This window comes from Halomonas sp. E19 (genome assembly GCF_052439355.1).
Taxonomy (GTDB): domain Bacteria; phylum Pseudomonadota; class Gammaproteobacteria; order Pseudomonadales; family Halomonadaceae; genus Halomonas.
This window is the reverse complement of record NZ_JBNFWU010000001.1, coordinates 433,895-452,229: the sequence shown is the minus strand read 5'-3', so window position 1 is coordinate 452,229 and position 18,335 is coordinate 433,895. Positions and strand designations below refer to the sequence as shown.

18 protein-coding genes and 1 pseudogene are annotated in these 18,335 nt (G+C 69.1%); 11 read left to right on the top strand and 8 right to left on the bottom strand.

Features of this window, described 5'->3' with window-relative positions:
- Positions 1-9: 9 nt before the first annotated feature.
- From ACUDAL_RS02460 to ACUDAL_RS02425, 8 genes are all read right to left on the bottom strand, one after another.
- The gene (locus tag ACUDAL_RS02460) at positions 10-864 is read right to left on the bottom strand and encodes a universal stress protein (RefSeq protein WP_444677022.1); all 855 of its coding nucleotides are present in this window, start codon (positions 862-864) and stop codon (positions 10-12) included.
- Positions 865-880: 16 nt separating this feature from the next.
- On the bottom strand, positions 881-2,371 hold the full coding sequence (locus ACUDAL_RS02455; RefSeq protein ID WP_444677021.1) for a SulP family inorganic anion transporter: 1,491 nt from the start codon (positions 2,369-2,371) through the stop codon (positions 881-883).
- A gap of 329 nt (positions 2,372-2,700) precedes the next feature.
- Positions 2,701-3,609: a DMT family transporter gene (locus tag ACUDAL_RS02450; protein WP_444677020.1), complete on the bottom strand. Its 909-nt coding sequence runs from the start codon at positions 3,607-3,609 to the stop codon at positions 2,701-2,703.
- Positions 3,610-3,671: 62 nt separating this feature from the next.
- Complete coding sequence (locus ACUDAL_RS02445) at positions 3,672-4,481, bottom strand: slipin family protein (protein ID WP_444677019.1); 810 nt, start codon at positions 4,479-4,481, stop codon at positions 3,672-3,674.
- A gap of 49 nt (positions 4,482-4,530) precedes the next feature.
- A complete protein-coding gene (locus tag ACUDAL_RS02440) occupies positions 4,531-5,961 on the bottom strand; it encodes an NfeD family protein (protein WP_444677018.1) in 1,431 nt (476 codons plus the stop codon).
- Between the two features lie 233 nt (positions 5,962-6,194).
- Positions 6,195-7,490 carry a hypothetical protein gene (locus ACUDAL_RS02435; RefSeq protein WP_444679289.1) on the bottom strand — a complete coding sequence of 432 codons (1,296 nt, stop codon included), beginning with the start codon at positions 7,488-7,490 and terminating at the stop codon, positions 6,195-6,197.
- On the bottom strand, positions 7,397-8,638 hold the full coding sequence (locus ACUDAL_RS02430) for an SDR family oxidoreductase (protein WP_444677017.1): 1,242 nt from the start codon (positions 8,636-8,638) through the stop codon (positions 7,397-7,399). The genes ACUDAL_RS02435 and ACUDAL_RS02430 overlap by 94 nt, the downstream gene beginning before the upstream one ends.
- 300 nt (positions 8,639-8,938) lie before the next feature.
- Positions 8,939-9,232: a hypothetical protein gene (locus ACUDAL_RS02425; protein ID WP_444677016.1), complete on the bottom strand. Its 294-nt coding sequence runs from the start codon at positions 9,230-9,232 to the stop codon at positions 8,939-8,941.
- Positions 9,233-9,425: 193 nt separating this feature from the next.
- Here ACUDAL_RS02425 and ACUDAL_RS02420 point away from each other — a divergent pair, with 193 nt between their 5' ends.
- From ACUDAL_RS02420 to ACUDAL_RS02370, 11 genes and pseudogenes are all read left to right on the top strand, one after another.
- Positions 9,426-10,535, top strand: a complete 1,110-nt coding sequence (locus ACUDAL_RS02420; protein ID WP_444677015.1) for a glycogen/starch synthase — start codon at positions 9,426-9,428, stop codon at positions 10,533-10,535.
- Positions 10,442-10,909: a glycosyltransferase gene (locus ACUDAL_RS02415; RefSeq protein ID WP_444679288.1), complete on the top strand. Its 468-nt coding sequence runs from the start codon at positions 10,442-10,444 to the stop codon at positions 10,907-10,909. The genes ACUDAL_RS02420 and ACUDAL_RS02415 overlap by 94 nt, the downstream gene beginning before the upstream one ends.
- Positions 10,910-10,983: 74 nt before the next feature.
- Complete coding sequence (locus tag ACUDAL_RS02410) at positions 10,984-11,439, top strand: hypothetical protein (RefSeq protein ID WP_444677014.1); 456 nt, start codon at positions 10,984-10,986, stop codon at positions 11,437-11,439.
- Positions 11,370-11,600: an alpha-amylase family glycosyl hydrolase gene (locus ACUDAL_RS02405; RefSeq protein ID WP_444677013.1), complete on the top strand. Its 231-nt coding sequence runs from the start codon at positions 11,370-11,372 to the stop codon at positions 11,598-11,600. Before ACUDAL_RS02410 ends, ACUDAL_RS02405 begins: the two co-directional genes overlap by 70 nt.
- Positions 11,567-12,451: a hypothetical protein gene (locus ACUDAL_RS02400; protein WP_444677012.1), complete on the top strand. Its 885-nt coding sequence runs from the start codon at positions 11,567-11,569 to the stop codon at positions 12,449-12,451. Before ACUDAL_RS02405 ends, ACUDAL_RS02400 begins: the two co-directional genes overlap by 34 nt.
- Positions 12,391-12,663, top strand: a complete 273-nt coding sequence (locus ACUDAL_RS02395) for a DUF3459 domain-containing protein (protein ID WP_444677011.1) — start codon at positions 12,391-12,393, stop codon at positions 12,661-12,663. The genes ACUDAL_RS02400 and ACUDAL_RS02395 overlap by 61 nt, the downstream gene beginning before the upstream one ends.
- Positions 12,664-12,788: 125 nt before the next feature.
- Entirely contained in the window at positions 12,789-13,058 is a 270-nt protein-coding gene (locus ACUDAL_RS02390; RefSeq protein WP_444677010.1) for a hypothetical protein, read from the top strand.
- Between the two features lie 95 nt (positions 13,059-13,153).
- Positions 13,154-14,397 (top strand): annotated as a pseudogene (gene malQ, locus ACUDAL_RS02385) (4-alpha-glucanotransferase); the annotation flags it as partial.
- 219 nt (positions 14,398-14,616) lie between these two features.
- Complete coding sequence (treY, locus tag ACUDAL_RS02380; RefSeq protein ID WP_444679287.1) at positions 14,617-16,461, top strand: malto-oligosyltrehalose synthase; 1,845 nt, start codon at positions 14,617-14,619, stop codon at positions 16,459-16,461.
- A gap of 228 nt (positions 16,462-16,689) precedes the next feature.
- The gene (locus ACUDAL_RS02375) at positions 16,690-17,562 is read left to right on the top strand and encodes a hypothetical protein (RefSeq protein ID WP_444677009.1); all 873 of its coding nucleotides are present in this window, start codon (positions 16,690-16,692) and stop codon (positions 17,560-17,562) included.
- Positions 17,563-17,580: 18 nt separating this feature from the next.
- Complete coding sequence (locus tag ACUDAL_RS02370; protein WP_444677008.1) at positions 17,581-18,315, top strand: DUF2934 domain-containing protein; 735 nt, start codon at positions 17,581-17,583, stop codon at positions 18,313-18,315.
- Positions 18,316-18,335: the final 20 nt, after the last annotated feature.

Sequence of the window (18,335 nt, the reverse complement as noted above, 5' to 3'; positions counted from 1 at the left end):
GCCGCACGGCTAGCGTAGCAGCAGCACCGGTACGCTGGCCCGGCGTAGCATGGCGGTGGTGGTGCTGCCTACCAGCAGGTGACGAATGCGCGAGTGGCCATAGGCACCCATCACCAGCAGGTCGATGCCGTGCGCTTCCTTATAGGCGCGCAGGGTCTCCTCCACCTCGCCGGCGCAGATCGCGCCTTCGGCCTCGTGGCCGGCGTCACGCAGCATGGCCAGCGCCCAGTCGAGCAGCGAGCGATTGTCGCCGGTCTCGGCACCAACAATCACCACATGTACGGGAATGCCGTTGAACAACGGGCTTCGGGCCAGCATCTCCACGCCCTTGCGGGTGGTCTTGCTACCGTCGAAGGCCAGCATCACCCGCTGCGGGCGGGTGAAGGCTTCCGGCACCATCAGGATCGGACGGTGCAGGGTGCGCACCACCCGCTCCAGGTTGGAGCCCAGGTGCTCGCTGGCCTGGTGGGCGGTTTCGCCGCGCTTGCCGATCACCAGCAGGCGTATCTCGCCCTGCAGCTCGTCAAGGGTTTCCACCAGGGTGCCGTTACGCTGGCGCATGGCAGGCATCGCCAGGCCACCGTCGGCGGCACGCTCGCAGGCGGCCTTGAGCAGCAGCCGACCCTGCTCCTGGGCCACCTTGGCGCGCCTTTCTTCAAGCTGAGAGAGTTCTTCAAGCAGGTGCTCACGGGAGCCCAGGCCAATATGGCCGGAGAGATCCGCCTCGGCGGTCTGGGGGTGGTTGTCCACCACGTGCAGGAAGGTCAGCGGCGCACCGAGCGCCAGGCTGGCCCAGGCGGCGTAGTCGCACACCCCGGTGGAGAACTGCGAGCCGTCGATGGCGGCCATTACCTGTTCGGTCATGTCTAGCTCCTCGATCTTAGTGTCCGCCCATGAGCTTCTCGACAGCGGCTGGATCATCATGGATGGCATGGCGGTCGACGATGGTGGCGCTGGCCTCGTTGAGGCCGATCAGCGCCACCTCGGTACCCTCGCGGCGGAACTTGATCACCACGCGGTCCAGGGCCTGCACGGCGGTGATGTCCCAGAAGTGGGCGCGGGAGAGGTCGATGGTGACCCTCGCCACGGTCTCCTTGAAGTCGAAGGCGCTGCCGAAGCGCTCGGAGGAGGCGAAGAACACCTGGCCCACCACGCGGTAGATGCGACGGCTGCCGTCGTCGGCCTCTTCGGAACCGATATAGAGAATATTGCCCACCTTGTTGGCGAAGAACATCGCCGCCAGCAGCACACCGACGAACACGCCGATCGCCAGGTTGTGGGTGCCCACGGTCACCGCCACGGTAGCCAGCATGACGATGTTGGTGCTCAGCGGATGCTTTTTCAGGTCGCGGATCGAGGCCCAGCTGAAGGTGCCGATGGAGACCATGATCATCACCGCCACCAGCGCGGCCATGGGAATCTGCGACACCCAGTCGGAAAGGAACACCACCATCACCAGCAGCACCACGCCGGCCACCAGCGTGGAGAGCCGCCCGCGCCCGCCCGACTTCACGTTGATCACCGACTGGCCGATCATCGCGCAGCCGGCCATGCCGCCCAGCAGGCCGGAGCCGATGTTGGCGATGCCCTGCCCCTTGCACTCGCGGTTCTTGTCGCTCGGCGTGTCGGTCAGGTCGTCGACGATGGTGGCGGTCATCATCGACTCCAGCAGGCCCACCACGGCGAGCATCACCGCGTAGGGCAGGATGATCCACAGCGTCTCCAGGTTGAGCGGCACGTCGGGCCACAGGAACACCGGCAGGGTATCGGGCAGTTCGCCCATGTCGCCCACGCTGCGGATCTCCATGCCGCTGAGGAGATAGACCGCGGTGAGCACCACGATGCACACCAGCGGCGAGGGAATCGTCTTGCCGACCCTGGGCACGTAGGGAAAGAGATAGATGATCGCCAGGCCGGCCACGGTCATGGCGTAGACGTGCCAGGTCACCCCGGTGAGCTCGGGCAGCTGGGCCATGAAGATCAGGATCGCCAGGGCATTGACGAAGCCGGTGACCACCGAGCGCGAGACGAAGCGCATCAGCTCCGCCAGCCTGAGGTAGCCGGCGACGATCTGCAGTACCCCGGTGAGCAGGGTGGCGGCCAGCAGGTACTCGAGGCCGTGCTCGCGCACCAGGGTGACCATCAGCAGCGCCATGGCGCCGGTGGCGGCCGAGATCATGCCCGGGCGACCACCGGTGAAGGCGATGATCACGGCGATGCAGAAGGAGGCGTAGAGGCCGACCTTGGGGTCGACGCCGGCGATGATGGAGAAGGCGATTGCCTCGGGAATCAGGGCCAGCGCGACCACGATGCCGGCGAGGGTGTCGCCCTTGAGATTGGAGAACCACTCTTGCTTGATGGATCGGAACATTCTCGGGTCCAGTGGGTGGGGGTTCTGCCTGCAGGCCATGGCCCGAGGCGCGTCATGGAGTAAGCCGCACGCGTACCGGCGTCGGGGAGACGCGGCTGTGGCGAACGAGATGGTGAAGTTGGCGACAGACGGACAAGCAGCCCGCTACATCATCGAGATGGCGAGCACTGGCGTGCCGGCAACGGCATCACCGAGGAGGGGGTAGCGCTAGGGCGGCGTGGCCAGCCCGGCAAGAGGAATCAGCACGTGACGTTGGGTCCAAGGTCAGGTCAGTCGGGTCGCCTGGCGCGATGGCGGCGTTCCGCAATGAGCGGCGGATTCTATCAGTTTCACTGCTGCCCTGCACGCCGGGCCCGCAGGCGCAGCTCGAGGCGACGCTCGTAGAGCCCCTTGGCCAGCAGCGTGCCGAGCACCAGGGCACCGCCCAGCAGGGCAACCGGCGCCGGGCGTTCGGCCAGGATCCACCACACCCACAGCGTGCCCACCACCACTTCCAGCAGCATCAGCAGCCCCACCTCGGCGGCAGGCAGGTAGAGCGGCCCGCGCTGGATCAGGGAGAAGCCCAGCGGCAGCAGCACCAGGCACAGCAGGACCAGCAGCAGCAGGCTGTCGGCGGGTGGCAGGGCAATGCCGCCGCCGGCCAGGCCGAACAGCCCCACCGTGGCCGCCACGATCAGCCCGGACAGCGTGAGCATGGGGCTCATGTCCACCCCGGGCCGGGTACGGCAGAGGGTGAAGTTGGCCGCCAGGGCCGTCGCCGCCAGCAGGGCGAAGCCGTTGCCGACCCACGAGCCCGCGCCGGCATCGTCGAGCACGATCAGCGAGGTGCCCGCCAGGCACAGCCAGATCGCAAGCCAGGTGTGGCGCGCCAGCCGCTCGCCGAGAAACAGCCGCGACAGCAAGGCAGCGATCAGCGGCGCCCCGGCCAGGATCATCAGCACGTTGCCGCCCTTGGTGTACTGATTGCCGAGCACGAAGCCGAAGGTGGAAAGGCTGAACAGCAGCGCCACGCCGATGCCGGTCCAGCCGCAGCGGCGGTAGGCCGCAAGGGTACCGGCACCGTGGCGGGCCAGCATGATGGCAATGAAGCCCAGCGCCGTCAGCAGGCCCCGCCACAGCAGGATCTCGCCGTCGGGCAGGCCGATCAGCTTGATCAGCAGGGCGTCGGGGGAAATGATCAGCGCACCGCCGCCGGTAAGCAGCAGCCCCTGCTGGCGGTGCGAAAGAGAGTGGATCAAGGCGACCTCGCTGTGCGTCAGGTCGCCTCAGCATGCCACGGCGGCGGCGCCGCGGCATCCGTTCAGGCGTCTGGCGTCGGCGGCTCTTTCGCGGCATTGCCGTCGCTTCTGGCCTGGGCGGCAGGCGAGGCCTTCAGGTGGCGGAACGCCTCCATGATGTCCATCGGCAGCGGGAAGATGATGGTCGAGGCGTTCTTGTTGCTCATGTCGCTCATGGTCTGCAGGTAGCGCAGCTGCAGCGCCGCGGAGTTCTCGGCCATGACGTTGGCCGCCTCGACCAGCTTCTGCGACGCCTGCAGCTCGCCCTCGGCGTGGATCACCTTGGCCCGGCGCTCGCGCTCGGCCTCGGCCTGGCGGGCGATGGCGCGAATCATGGTCTCGTTGAGGTCCACATGCTTGATCTCGACGTTGGCCACCTTGATGCCCCAGTCTTCGGTCTGGGCGTCGATGATCTCCTGGATGTCGTCGTTGAGCTTGTCGCGCTCGGAGAGCATCTCGTCGAGGTCGTGCTTGCCCAGCACCGAACGCAGCGTGGTCTGGGCCAGCTGGCTGGTGGCCACGGTGAAGTTTTCCACCTGGATGATCGCCTTCTCGGGGTCGACCACGCGGAAGTAGAGCACCGCGTTGACCTTCACGGTGACGTTGTCCTGGGAGATGACGTCCTGCTCCGGCACGTCCATGGTGATGACGCGCAGGTCGACCACGCTCATCTGCTGGATGCCGGGGATCACCAGGATCAGCCCGGGCCCCTTCACCGCCTGGAAGCGGCCGAGGAAGAAGATCACGCCGCGTTTGTATTCCGGCAGGATGCGGATCGAGGCGGCGACCAGCATGAACAGCAGGATGAGCGGTACCAGGTAGGGAAGTATCATGAGCGGACTCCTTGAGTGACGTCGATGTGTTGCGCTTCGTTGGGCGCCTTCAGGGCGCCGGCCGTTCGGGTTCGACCACCAGGGTGAGGCCCTCTACCGCGGCCACCCGCACCGTTTGCCCACGGCGCAGGGCGACCGGGCTGCGGGCATTCCAGCGCTCGCCGCCCAGGCGCACGTGCCCGCGCTGGGGGAAGTCCTCGAGCACCACGGCCTGGCTGCCGATGAGGTGTTCCATGCCGCTTCGCGCCGGCCGCCGGCGCAGGCGCACCAGGCGGGTGATGACCCACAGCATCAGCCCGGCCGAGAGCAACGCGATGCCGCCGATCATCGGCAGCGACACCGTGAGGTTGTCGGCATCCATCAGCATCACCGAGCCGATCACGAAGGCGACGATGCCGCCCATGCCCAATATCCCGAAGCTCGGCATCAGCGCCTCGCCCACGATCAGCCCCAGGCCGACCAGGATCAGCGCCAGCCCGGCGTAGTTGATCGGCAGCAGCTGGAAGGCGAAAAGCGCCAGCAGCAGGGAAATGACCCCGATGGTGCCCGGCACCAGGCTGCCGGGGCTGGAAAGCTCGAAGATCAGCCCGTAGAAGCCGATGATCATCAGGAAATAGGCCACGTTGGGGTTGGTGATCACCTGCAGCAGCCGGGTACGCCAGTCGGGGTCGAAGCGCTCGATGACAAGCTCGGCGGTGACCAGGGTACGCGTGCCACGCTCCATGACCACCTCGCGGCCATCGAGCTGCGCCAGCAGGTCCTCGATGTCGCTGGCCACCACGTCGATCACGTTGAGCTCGAGCGCCTCGCGCGCGGTCAGGTTGACCGCCTCGCGCACCGCCTCCTCGGCCCAGTCGGCGTTGCGCCCGTGGCGCTCGGCCAGGCCGCGAATGTAGTAGACGGCATCTTCCAGCACCTTGCGCTCCATGGCGGTTTCGCCGCGGCGGCGCGTATCGGCGGGGGCGGCGCCTTCGGTATCCGCCGCCTCGTCGTTGGTCCCATCGCCGTCGGCCTCCTGCCCGGCCTCGTCATCCTCGCCGGCGCCGCCCTCCTCGGCCCGGGCATCGCCTTCGCCGTCGCGGTCCTCCATGCCGGGAAAGCCGCCGCCGCCCATCTGTACGGGCGTGGCGGAACCCAGGTGGGTCGAGGGCGCCATGGCGGCGACGTGGCTGCCGTAGAGCAGGTAGGTGCCGGCGCTGGCGGCCCGCGCCCCGCTGGGCGAGACGTAGATGGCTACCGGCACCGTGGAAGAGAGCATGGCGCGGATCATGCTGCGCATGGAGGCATCGAGCCCGCCCGGCGTGTCCATCTGCACTACCACGATCTCGGCGTCGCGTGCCTCGGCCTGGCGCAGCCCGCGCTCGAAATAGTCACCGGTGGCAGGGCCGATGGCGCCGTCCACCGTCATCACCAGGGCGATGCGCTCGTTCTGCTGGGCCTGGGTCTGCCAGGCCAGCAGACCCCGCCAATCACCAGGCACAGGAAGGCGAACCACAGCACAAGACGGTGAAGCCAGGCGACACGGCGCACGCTCATGACAGACTTACCTCACGTCGTGATAGGGATATGCTGTTGGGACCCTGTTTGTGGTGATTCAGTTTCTCCTTAAATCAGGTTAGCAGGCCTGGCCCGCCGATGCCGGTCAGGACAGGCCGGCTGTCGCCCCAGGCCGGCTAACAGCCTGCGACGACAGTGACGCCGGCGAGCCCTCGGTCAGGCGTCGCGCAGCTCCACCGCGTAGCGCTCGCCATGCTGCGCCATGAAATCCCACAGCCGCTGCAGCGGCAGCGGCCCCGGCAGCGGGTAACGCGCCTTGATCTTTTGCTTGGTCTCGATGTAATAGCGCCCGAGCGAGCCGAAGTCGCGCGGGTGGAGCTCCTCGCTGACGCCGATGAACTGGCCCTGGCGGCTTGCCCGTGCCAGCACCTGCTTCCAGCGTTCGATCTGCGGGAAGCCCACCGCCTCGACGCCGTTGTTGAACAGCATCAGGTTGATCTCGTCGTAGGCCTCGTGGGAGTCGAGGTAGCGCTCGATGGTGTCCACCGAGGGGTCCATGTTGAACTTCATCCAGAACGGCACCGAGCCGGTGCGCAGCGCCCAGTAGGGCTCGAGCATGATGAAGGACTCGACCAGCAGGCGGTTGCCCTTCATGCCGCGCCGGCGATACCAGTCGCGGTAGAAGTCGGCCACCAGCGGGCTTAGGTCGTCGGGCTCGGTAAAAAGCAGCCGCTTGACCTTGTAGCCGCGCCGGGCGGCGAAGCGCAGGATGTCCTCGCGCAGCGCTTCCTCGAAGCCCCACTCCGCCTCGGGGCTCTCGCCGTCGGGCTCGGGCGAAGGCCAGCGCCGCACCGACGAATCGTAGCGTTCCAGGTACTCCTCGACCCGCTCGCTGCCATGCAGGAACTCCTCCTCGGTGGCGCCGCCCAGCGCGCCGTGCTGGAACACGTGGCGCTCGCCGATGCGGGTCGTCGGCCACTTGCGCTGGCACTCGGTCACGATGATGGTGCCGCCGGGCTCGAGCGTCTCCTCGAGGAAGCGCTCGTAGGCCTTGCCCAGCGTCCGCCGCTTGACCCGGAAGTAGTCCATGTACTCCACCATCAGGCGGTCCTGGTTGCCGTCATGCATGTGGTGCAGCTGCAGCTCCGGGTTGGCCTCGAGCAGCAGCGGGCCGTAGCGGCGCCCGAACTCCATGGCATCCACCGGGTCGTCGTTGTCGCCCGAGAGGTGGCGCACCGGCACGAAGAAAGTCTGCGGCAGCCACGGGATGTCGAAGGCCGCCGAGAGATGGGTCAGGGCGCCGCTGGCCGAGCCGACCATGACGGCCTGGTAGCGGCGCTGGGGATAGCGCGCGGTGATCCACTCCGCCACCTTCTCGGCATCGACCTGGTGCAGCTTGTTCGGCGCGTGCCCTTCCGTCACGCCGCCGATGGCATAGACCTGCTCGCGGGCCGACTGCGGCAACCAGTTGGCCGCCTGCACCACCCAGCCCATGGCGTGCCCCTTGCCCAGCGCGGGGTAGTCCTTGCCATGCAGGTAATTGGAGGTGGCGCGCAGCATGCCAGTGGCGGAATCGAAATCGGCGATATAAGAGGGGGAACTCGGTCGCATGAGAGGCTCCTTCGTCTCCAGTCCATTGATCGGCAGGAAGCGTGCCGCGCTAGGCACCACGCTGCTTGTGATACGCATAGCAGGCCAGGGAAGCGCCACCGCCAGCCCAGCCAGCAGCCCCCGAGGGGCAGTGCCGAAGTGTGGTCGTGGTCGTGGCCGTGCTCGCGCTCGATCCAGCCGCCGCGCACGCTGCCCCGGCCTTGCGATTCGAACAGGTTGCCCGGGTTCGGCTCGACGGGCAGGCCCTGGGCGAAATGGTCGCTGTTGACCTTGCGCTCCATCAGCTTCTCGCCCAGCGGCGGCGCCAGAGTGCGCAGGGCGGCCATCATGCGCCCGGCGTTGCCGACGAAGCATTCGCGCGCGGGGTGCCGGGCGGCCTGCACGATCGCCGCCGCCACCTGCTCGGGCGGGTAGACGGGCGTCATCGCCTTGGCCGGATGTCCCACGTAGTTGGCGCCGTTCTGGAACAGCGGCGTATCGATGGAGGCTGGCAGCAGGGTAGAGACATGAATGTGCGGCGCGTCGGCCAGCTCCATGCGCAGGCACTCCGAGAGGCCACGGATGGCCCACTTCGAGGCCACGTAGGCGCTGGTGAAGGGCTGGCCGGCATGCGCCACCATGGAGGCGACCTGGATCAGCCGCCCCTGCCCCTGCTCGCGGAACTGGCGTATGGCCGCCCTGGCCCCGTTGACGTAGCCGATCAGGTTGGTCTGGATGACCTTCTCGAAGGCTTCGCGCGGCGTCTCTTCCAGGCGACCGAACAGCGTGACCGCGGCGTTGTTCACCCAGACGTCGACCCGCCCGAACTGTGCCACGGCACGCTCGCAAAGACGTTCGACCTGGTCGGCGTCGCAGACGTCGGTGGGCACCACGATGCCCCGGCCGCCCAGGCGTTCGCACTCGGCCAGCGCCTCCTGCAGCGCGCCCTCTCGCCGTGCCGCCAGCACCAGCGAAGCGCCGGCACGGGCAAAGGCATGCGCGGCGGCCCTGCCAATGCCGCTGGAAGCCCCGGTGATTACCACGACCTTGTCCTTCAGGTTTCGGCTCATGTCACTCCTCCTTGTTCCATGGATGGCTGGTTCATGCTTATCCTTCGCTTCGTATCGAATTGCCTCTTTATGTCACTTTCTTTATCAAAACTTCAGCGTCTTAAATTCCACTTTCAGCCGCTCATTCCCTCCATGCTCAATACAGGCTTTCCTCTTTTTTCATTCACAATGTAACGGATACGCTGTTTTTTATTTCCAATTATTGAAACCTAAATTAAAATCAATCCCCTGCAAAAAAAGACTTCACGCCAATCATTCACTGACCAAAGATGTAGCAAACACAAGGCATATCGACAAATTTTAGCCGCCTATTAAATTCATTTTAAACAGCTCTTCCTCGGCAATATTCGACAGCATTTCGTAAAAAATGGCTGGAAAATAATATTTTCCATATTCCCTCTTTTCATAACACAGGTTATGCATGTTCATCGGTTCGCTTTCATATGATCCATCGTCTATAACTGCAAAAGTACTTTCCAGAAGCAGAGCTGCGGGCAGGGTTGCCGAAGGCTTAGGAAAGCACGGCGTCGGGCAGGTGTTGTCCAGGCACTTCGCTTGACACCGTTGACCATGACATCCAGGGAGGTCAGGCATGGGCAATGTAGCTTTGCGTGGTATCGACACGAGCACCCGTGTGAGATGGGACACATCAGGCGGTGCGGAGCCTGATGTCATTGAACCATTCAGTCGTATCCGGCCGCGTGACGTCTCCCGCCGCGCGGACAGTGGCAAGACACGCCCCGGCGCACCGCCTTCCGGCCGTCGCGTCCTCTTCGTCACCCCGGAAATGGCCGATTTCGTCAAGGCCGGCGGGCTGGGCGACGTCTCCTCCGCCCTGCCGCGTGCGCTGGCGGCCCACCACGACGTGCGCGTGCTGATCCCCGGCTATCCGCAGATCCTCGACGCGGGCCATGCCCTGCGCCGGGTCGGCCACCTGCCCACGCATGCCGCCATTCCGGCCTGCGATATCGGCGAGCTGACCTGCGAAGACGGCCTCGTCATCTACGTGCTGCTGTGCCCCGAGCTCTACGAACGGGAAGGCACGCCCTATGGCAACGGCCACGCTGCCTACTCCACCGGCGGCGGCGACGGCTGGGAGGACAACGACATCCGCTTCGCCCGGCTGTCGCTGGCCGCGGCCGAGATCGCCACCGGCCGCGCCGGCCTGGCGTGGCAGCCCGACCTGATGCATCTCAACGACTGGACCTGCGGCCTGGCCCCGGCCTATCTGCATTGGCGCGGCGAGGACGTCCCCACCATCTTCACCATCCACAACCTCGCCTACCAGGGGCTGTTCGACCACGACTGCCTGGAGCGCCTCGGCATTCCCGCCGACGCCTTCCACATCGAGGACGTCGAGTACTACGGCAAGCTCTCCTTCATGAAGGCCGGCATCGTACATGCCACCCATGTCACCACCGTCAGCGCCACCTATGCCCGCGAGATCACCACCCCTGAATACGGCTGCGGCCTCGAAGGACTGCTCGCCTGCAAGGCCGAGCAGGGCAAGCTCAGCGGTATTCCCAACGGCATCGACGACTCCTGGGACCCGCGCACCGACGCCCATCTGGTGCAGGCCTTCTCCGCCAACGACTGGCGCGGCAAGCGCGCCAACGCCGACCACGTGCGCAAGCGCTTCGGCCTGGCGCCCGGCCAGGGGCCGCTGTTCGCCATCGTGTCGCGGCTGGTGCACCAGAAGGGCATCGACCTGACCCTAGAGGCGGCGGCGTCGATCGTCTGGGCCGGGGGCAGTTGGTGTGCATCGGCAGCGGCGACCCCCAGGTCGAAGCCGCGCTCACCGAGCTGGCGGAGCGCTTCCCCGGCGCGGTCGGCGTCTTCATCGGCTATGACGAGTACGAGGCGCGCTGCATCTTTGCCGGCAGCGACTTCCTCTTGATGCCGTCACGCTTCGAGCCCTGCGGTCTGAGCCAGATGTACGCCCAGCGCTTTGGCTCGCTGCCGATCGCCCACCGCACCGGCGGGCTGGCCGACACCATCGAGGATGGCGTCACCGGCTTCCTGTTCGACGAGATGACCCAGGCCAGCTACATGCGTGCCATCCAGCAGGCCTTCGCCGTATACCAGTCGAAGGCGCTGTTCCATGCCATGCGGCGGGCGGCCATGGTGGGGCGCTATCACTGGCGGCAGTCGATCGCCCCCTATAGCCAGCTCTACAGCCAGGTGTGCGAGGCCGTCGACCGCGCCGTCCAGGGGGGCCATGAGCGCAGCGGCAAATGCTCACGGCCTGGGTGCGCATGTCATTGCCCCTGACCGCACGCGCTTCGCGCTCTGGGCGCCGAGCGCCGAGCGCGTGACGCTGGAGGTTGAAGGCCTGCCCCCAGACGATGGCGGACCAGGGCGAAGGCCGCTTCGTCGCCGAGGCACCCTGTGGGCACGGCGCCTGCTACCGCTACCGCGTGTTCACCGCCGGCGAGCCCGACGGCCTCGCCGTGCCCGACCCCGCCGCCCGCAGCCAGGCGGGAGGCATCGAGGGGCCAAGCCGGGTCATCGACGCCGAGCGCTACGCCTGGCGCCACCCCGACTGGACGGGTCGCCCGTGGCACGAGACGGTGCTCTACGAGCTGCACCTGGGGGCACTGGGCGGCCTGGAGGAACTGCGCCGCCAGCTGCCGCGGCTGGCCGCGCTCGGCATCACCGCCATCGAACTGATGCCGGTGGCGGAGTTTCCGGCTCGCGCAACTGGGGCTATGACGGCGTGCTGCCCTATGCCGTGGCCAATGCCTACGGCGAGCCCGAGGCGCTCAAGGCGCTGGTCGACGAGGCCCACGGCCACGGGCTGATGGTCTTTCTCGACGTGGTCTACAACCACTTCGGCCCGGACGGCAACTACCTCGGCCTCTACGCCGAGCCCTTCTTCCGCGCCGACCAGGCCACCCCTGGGGGCCGGCCATCGACTTCCGCCAGCCCATGGTGCGCCGCTACTTCATCGACAACGCGCTGATGTGGCTCGAGGAGTACCGCTTCGACGGCCTGCGCCTCGACGCCGTGCACGCCATCGGCGAGCGCGACTTCCTCGTCGCCCTGGCCCAGACGGTGCGCTCGCGCCTCGGCTCCCGCCGCCACGTGCACCTGATCCTCGAGAACGAGCACAACGATGCCGGCCTGCTGGAAAACGGCCTCTACACCGCCCAGTGGAACGACGACTGGCACAACGTCATGCATGTGCTGCTCACCGGCGAACGCGAGGGCTACTACGCCGACTTCGCCGAGGCCCCCATGGACAAGCTGGTGCGCTGCCTCGGCGAGGGCTTCATCTACCAGGGCGAGGCCACCCGCCGCGGCGAGCCGCGCGGCATGCCCAGCGCGCACCTGCCGCCCACCGCCTTCGTCAACTTCCTGCAGAACCACGACCAGACCGGCAACCGCGCCCTCGGCGAGCGGCTGACCCGACTATGCCCGGCCGAGACCCTGCAGGCCGCCACCCTGCTGTTGCTGCTCTCGCCCATGGTGCCGCTGCTGTTCATGGGCGAGGAGTGGGCCAGCCAGCGGCCGTTCCTATTCTTCACCGACCACCGCGACGCGCTGGCCGAGGCGGTGCGCGAAGGCCGGCGCGCCGAGTTCGCCGACTTCAGCGACTTTCAGGACCCGCTCGGCGCGAGGCCATACCCGACCCCAACGCCGCGGCCACCTTCGAGGCCTCGCGCCTCGACCCGGCCGAAGCCGACGCCCAGGCCCACCGCGACTGGCTGGCGTTCGTGCAGCGGCTGCTGGCGATCCGCCACGGCGAGATCGTGCCGCGCCTCGACGGCGCCCGGGCGCTGGGCGCCGAGGCCCTGGCGGAGCGCACCGTGATCGCCCGCTGGTGCATGGGCGACGACACCCAGCTGGTGATCGCCGTCAACCTCGGCGATGACGCTGCCGCCACGCCCGCCCTGGGCGTGGGGCGCTGTCTACACGAGACCCGCGTCGGCGTGGCGGTGGCCGCCGAGAGTGGGCGCCTGGCGGCGCGCAGCGCCGCCGCCTGGCTTCACACCAACCCGGGGGCGGAAACGCTGAGCGGATAATCGACACAGGGAGCTGAGCGAAACATGCCAACGAGCGATACCCCCTGCAGCAGCTGGCGGCCGCCGCCGGACTACTGCTGGAGTGGCTGGACAGCGAAGGCGAACGCTGCCGGCTGGAACCCCAGGTGCAGCGCCACCTGCTCGGCTGCCTGGGGTTTGCCACCGACAGCGATGCCGCCGTCGCCGCCGAGCTCGAGCGCCTGCGCACGCCGCCAACGCTCGACGACTGGCCGCCGCTGATCACCGCCGAGCGTGGGGCGGCCACCGCGCTACCGTCGGCGCTGCCGGGCGGCACCCCTTTCAGCTGCGGCTGGAACAGGGCGACCTGCTGCACGACCGCCTCGACGACCAGGGCCGGCTGCCACCGGTCGGCGTGGTTGGCTACCACCGGCTGACCCTCGCCGAGCGCGACCTTACCCTGGCGGTGGCCCCGCCGCGCTGCTTCACCCTGGCCGACGCCTGCCAGGAGGCCGCCCCCCGCCGCTGGGGAATGGCCGTGCAGCTCTATGCGCTGCGCCGTCCCGGCGACGGTGGCATCGGCGACACCCTGGCGCTGGAAGCCTTCGCCCGCCACGCCGCCCAGGCCGGCGCCGCGGCCCTGGCCGTGAGCCCCACCCATGCCATGTTCAGCGCCGACCCCGAGCGCTACAGCCCCTATTCGCCCTCCAGCCGGCTCAACTACCACGCCCTGCACGCCGCCCCCGAGGCGCAGCTCGGCGCCGAGGCGGTGCAGGCGGCGATCGCCCGCGGCGGGCTGAGCGAGACCCTGGCGCAGCTGGAGCGCGACGAGCTGCTCGACTGGCCGCGTGCGGCCCGCGCCAAGCTGAGCTGGCTGCGCATCCTGCACGACGACCTGCGCCAGCGCGACGACGCCCCGGCGCGCCAGGCCCGCGAGGCGCTGGCGGCGTTTCGCCGCCAAGGCGGCGACGCCCTGGCCACCCACTGCCGCTTCGAGGCCCTGCAGCAGCAGCTCGACGAGCCCGACTGGCGCCGCTGGCCGGAGGCGCTGCGCGACCCGGCCAACCCGGAAGTGGCCCGCTTCGTCGAGGCCCACCAGGACGAGATCGAGTTCCACGCCTTCCTGCAGTGGCTGGCCGCCGACGGGCTCGCCCGCGCCCAGCGCACCGCCCGCGAGGCCGGCATGCCGGTCGGCCTGATCGCCGACCTGGCGGTGGGCGCCGATGCCGCCGGCAGCCAGGCCTGGAGCCGGCAGGAGGAGATGCTCGAGGGTGTCTCGATCGGCGCGCCCCCGACACCTTCAACGTGCACGGCCAGGACTGGGGCCTGGTGCCCTTCTCTCCGCGGGGGCTGGTACGCTCCGGCTTTCGCAGCTTCATCGACATGCTGCGCGCCGGCTTCGCCCACGCCGGCGGGCTGCGCATCGACCATATCCTCGGCCTGCTGCGCCTGTGGCTGGTGCCCCACGGCGCCTCGCCGGCCGAAGGCGGCTACCTGCGCTATCCCTTCGACGACCTGCTGCGGCTGGTGGCGCTGGAGTCCTGGCGCCATCGCGCCATCGTCATCGGCGAGGATCTCGGCACCGTGCCGCCGGGGCTGCGTGACCGCCTGGCCGATGTCGGCATCCTCGGCATGCGGGTGCTATGGTTCGAGCGCGACGAGCAAGGCACCTTCCTGCCGCCCGGCGAGTGGGCCAGCAGCGCCATCGCCACCACCTCGACCCACGACCTGCCGACGGTGGCCGGCTGGTGGGCGGGGCGCGACATCGAGTGGCGCAGCCGCCTCGGCCTGCTGGCCGACGACCAGGATGCCGACCAGGAGCAGGCCCAGCGCCGCCGCGATCGCGCACAGCTGGCCAAGGCGCTCAAGCTGATCGACGGCCACGCCCTCGCCGCGGCGCTCAACGCCGCCGACCTGCCCGCCTCCGAGGTGCTCGATGCCTGCGCGCGGCGGCTCGGCCTCACCCCGGCCCGCTGGCGCTGCTGCCGGTGGAGGATGCGCTGGGGCTTGAGGAGCAGGCCAACCTGCCGGGCACGCTGGACGAGCACCCCAACTGGCGGCGGCGCTGGAGCGACGACGCCGAGCGGCTGCTGGACTCACCCGAGGTGCGCCAGCGCCTGGCCAGGCTCGACGAGGCACGCCGCCTGCCCACGCCCCAAGGAGGGAGCGCGCATGAGTGAGATCCGCGCCACGGTACGCCTGCAGTTCCACCGCGGCTTCACCCTGGACGACGCCGCCGAGTGGGTCGACTACTACGCCCGGCTCGGCATCAGCCATGTCTACGCCTCGCCGCTGCAGGCCTCGCGCGGCGGCTCGCCGCACGGCTACGATGGCGTCGACCCGACTCGCATCGACCCGGAGCTGGGCGGCGAGCCGGCGCTGGAGCGGCTGGTCGCCCGGCTGCGCGAGCACGGCATGGGGCTGATCCTCGACATCGTGCCCAATCACGTGGCGGTGGGCGGCTCGGAGAACCGCTGGTGGCAGGACGTGCTCGCCTGGGGCCAGGACAGCCCCTTCGCCGACTATTTCGACATCGACTGGCACAGCCCCGACCCGCTGCTGACCGGCAAGCTGCTGCTGCCCTTCCTCGGCGCCCCCTATGCCGACACGCTGGCCTCAGGCGAACTGGCACTGTGCCACCGGCCCGAGTCGATGAGCTTCCACGTCGCCTACCACGAGCACCATTTCCCCATCGACCCGCGCTGCTACGGCGAGATCCTGCGCCTGGCCGAGCACGAGGCGCTGTGGGACCTGGCGCCGCACTTCGATGCCCTGCAGCAGGGCAACGACGCCTACACCGCGGTGGCCGATCTGCGCCGGCGCCTGCACGAGGCGCTGGAACACCGCGACGCCCGCGATGCGCTGGCCCAGGCGCTGGCGCTGTTCGATGGCGCCGACGCCACCGGGGCCATTCGCCTGCACGACCTCCTGGAGCACCAGCACTATCGCCTGGCCTGGTGGCGCACCGCCGCCGACGAGATCAACTGGCGGCGCTTCTTCGACGTGACCGAGCTGGGCGGGCTGCGCATCGAGCAGCCCGAAGTATTCGACGCAGTGCACGCCCTGCCGCTGCGGCTGGTCGAGCAGGGCTGGATCGACGGCCTGCGCATCGACCACATCGACGGCCTGGCCGACCCGCGCGGCTACTGCCACCGCCTGCGCGCCGAGGTCGGCAAGCGCCAGCAGCGCCGCCCGCCGGGCGTGGTACGCCATGTGGCGATCTTCGTCGAGAAGATCCTTGCCGCCGAGGAGACCCTGCACCGCGACTGGGGCGTGGACGGCACCACCGGCTACGAGCTGATGAACGCGGTGTCCGGGCTGCAGCACGACCCCGCCGGGGCAGCCCCGCTGCGTGAGCTGTGGCATGTGGTCAGCGGCCGTAGCGCCGACTTCCTCGACGAGGTGCACCAGGCCCGCCGCGAGGTGCTCAACGGCATCCTCGCCAGCGAGTTCGACGCCTGCGCGCGCGCCCTGCATGCCGTTGCCCGCCACCGCCTGGCCAGCCGCGACATCAGCCTGGCCGCGATTCGCCGCGCCCTGGAAGCGCTGGTGGTGCACTTCCCGGTCTATCGCACCTATGCCGACGACGGCGGCCGCCCCGAGCTCGATGCCCCCTTCTTCGACCAGGCCATGGCCGGCGCCCGCGCCGAACTCGCGCCCCCGACGCTGGCGTGCTGGAACGGCTGGAACAGTGGCTGGGCGGCCAGGCGCCGGCCGACCTCGGCGACGATCAGGAGCGCTGGCTGCGCCAGCGGGCGCTGGTGCGCTTCCAGCAGCTCACCTCGCCGGTGGCAGCCAAGGCGGTGGAGGACACCGCCGGCTACCGCAGCGCAGCGCTGATCTCGCGCAACGATGTCGGCTTCGACGGCGAACACTTCAGCCACTCGCCGCGGCGCTTCCACGCCTTCAACGCCTGGCGTGCCCGCCATTTCCCCACGGCCTGGTCGCCACCGCCACCCACGACCACAAGCGCGGCGAAGACGTGCGCGCGCGGCTGGCCGCTCTCAGCGAGTTCGCCCCGGCCTTCGCCGAGCGCGTGCAGCGCTGGCAGCAGCGCACGCCCCCGTTGTGCCGCGCCCTGCCGGGCGGCCCCGCCCCGCCCCAGGCGACGCCCTGGTGCTCTACCAGCTGCTGCTCGGCGCCTGGCCGCCCGGGCTCGAGCACGACGACGCCGAGGCCATGCGCTGGTTCACCGAACGGCTGGCCCAGTGGCAGCAGAAGGCGCTGCGCGAAGCTAAGCTGCGCAGCCATTGGCTGTGGCCCGACGAGGCCTACGAAACCGCCTGTCGCGAGTTCCTCGAGGGGCTGCTGGCCTGGCCCGAGCTGTGCGCGGAGCTCGCCGCCGCGGCCCGCGAGCTCGACCTGCCGGGGGCGCTCAACGGCCTGGTGCAGGCCACGCTGCGGCTGACCGTGCCCGGCGTGCCGGACCTCTACCAGGGCACCGAGTTCTGGGACTACAGCCTGGTCGACCCCGACAACCGCCGCCCGGTGGACCACGCCGCCCGCCGCGCCGCCCTGGAGGCAGGCCACGCGCCGCATGAGCTGCTGCCCGGCTGGCGCGACGGCCAGGTCAAGCAGGCCGTGATCCAGCGCCTGCTGGCGCTGCGCCAGGCCCGCCGCGAGCTGTTCGTGCACGGCGACTATGCCGAGATCGCGGTCGACGGCGAGCACCGCGAGCGCCTGGTGGCCTTCCAGCGCCAGCACGGCGACCAGCGCCTGATGGTGGTGGTGCCGCGCCTGGCCGCCGCCCTGCTGGCGGGCGCCGACACCCCCAGGTGCCCGCCAAACGCTGGGGCGACACCCGCCTGGTGCTGCCGGAAGGGGGAACGGGACTTGGCAAAACGCGCTGACGGGTACCACGCTGAAGTGGGAGCAGGACACCGCCACGGCGACCGCCCTGCTGAGGAGCTTCCGGTCGGCGTCTATGTACGAGACAGCTAAAGCACAGGGAGAGTCAGGATGGCTGATGAAGATCGTGTACGTGAACTGGCCTACAGCATCTGGGAATCCGAAGGGCGGCCCGAAGGGCAGCAGCAGCGTCACTGGGACATGGCACTGAAGATCGTCGCGGCGGAACAGGCGGCGGGCCACGAGGCCGAGCTCGACGAGCTGGGCGAGCCGATCGACGAGGCGCCCATCCTCGAGGACGACCTGCCGCTGGAGGACGACGAGATCGGCATCCAGGAGAACCGCCTGCCCCTCGACCCGCCCGACGGCGAGCCGGATTTCGATGAGCTGCCCTACCGCGACGACCGCCTGGCCGGCAGCGATACCCCGGTGCACGACCGCGCAGCGCCCGGCACCGCCGGCTCCGACGAGGTGCCGACGGCGGCTTCCACCCGCGCGCTGCCGGTGGAAGAGGCCACCGGCAGCGGCGCCCAGGCGGAGCTCGATGCCAATCGCGGCGGCGCCGACGCCCCCGCCGGCTCGCCCGGGCCGGGAGCGGGGCCGATGGAGCCGCTGCCCGCGCAGTCCGCCACCGCCAGGCGCGCGCGCCAGCCGCGCCGAGAGGAGGACGGCCTGACCCAGCCGGACCCTACCGACACCGCCCAGGTGCCGGGCAAGACGGCCAAGCGCAGCACCAAGCGCAGCGCCAAGAGCGAAACGAGTACCGCCAAGCCCGACGCCGGCACCAAGAGCACCAAGACCCCCAAGAGCACGGGGCGCAGCAGCCGCACCAAGCCCAAAGGCTAACCCGACGGCGCCAGGCGCCG

Bases quoted from the DNA above. Each gene is read 5' to 3' on its own strand.
- ACUDAL_RS02455 (WP_444677021.1), bottom strand. From the start codon at position 2,371: ATGTTCCGATCCATCAAGCAAGAGTGGTTCTCCAATCTCAAGGGCGAC.
- ACUDAL_RS02445 (WP_444677019.1), bottom strand. From the start codon at position 4,481: ATGATACTTCCCTACCTGGTACCGCTCATCCTGCTGTTCATGCTGGTC.
- ACUDAL_RS02370 (WP_444677008.1), top strand. From the start codon at position 17,581: ATGGCTGATGAAGATCGTGTACGTGAACTGGCCTACAGCATCTGGGAA.
- ACUDAL_RS02430 (WP_444677017.1), bottom strand. From the start codon at position 8,638: ATGAGCCGAAACCTGAAGGACAAGGTCGTGGTAATCACCGGGGCTTCC.
- ACUDAL_RS02400 (WP_444677012.1), top strand. From the start codon at position 11,567: ATGGTGCGCCGCTACTTCATCGACAACGCGCTGATGTGGCTCGAGGAG.
- ACUDAL_RS02460 (WP_444677022.1), bottom strand. From the start codon at position 864: ATGACCGAACAGGTAATGGCCGCCATCGACGGCTCGCAGTTCTCCACC.
- ACUDAL_RS02410 (WP_444677014.1), top strand. From the start codon at position 10,984: ATGGCGGACCAGGGCGAAGGCCGCTTCGTCGCCGAGGCACCCTGTGGG.
- treY (WP_444679287.1), top strand. From the start codon at position 14,617: ATGCGCTGGGGCTTGAGGAGCAGGCCAACCTGCCGGGCACGCTGGACG.
- ACUDAL_RS02425 (WP_444677016.1), bottom strand. From the start codon at position 9,232: ATGCCTGACCTCCCTGGATGTCATGGTCAACGGTGTCAAGCGAAGTGC.
- ACUDAL_RS02420 (WP_444677015.1), top strand. From the start codon at position 9,426: ATGGCCGATTTCGTCAAGGCCGGCGGGCTGGGCGACGTCTCCTCCGCC.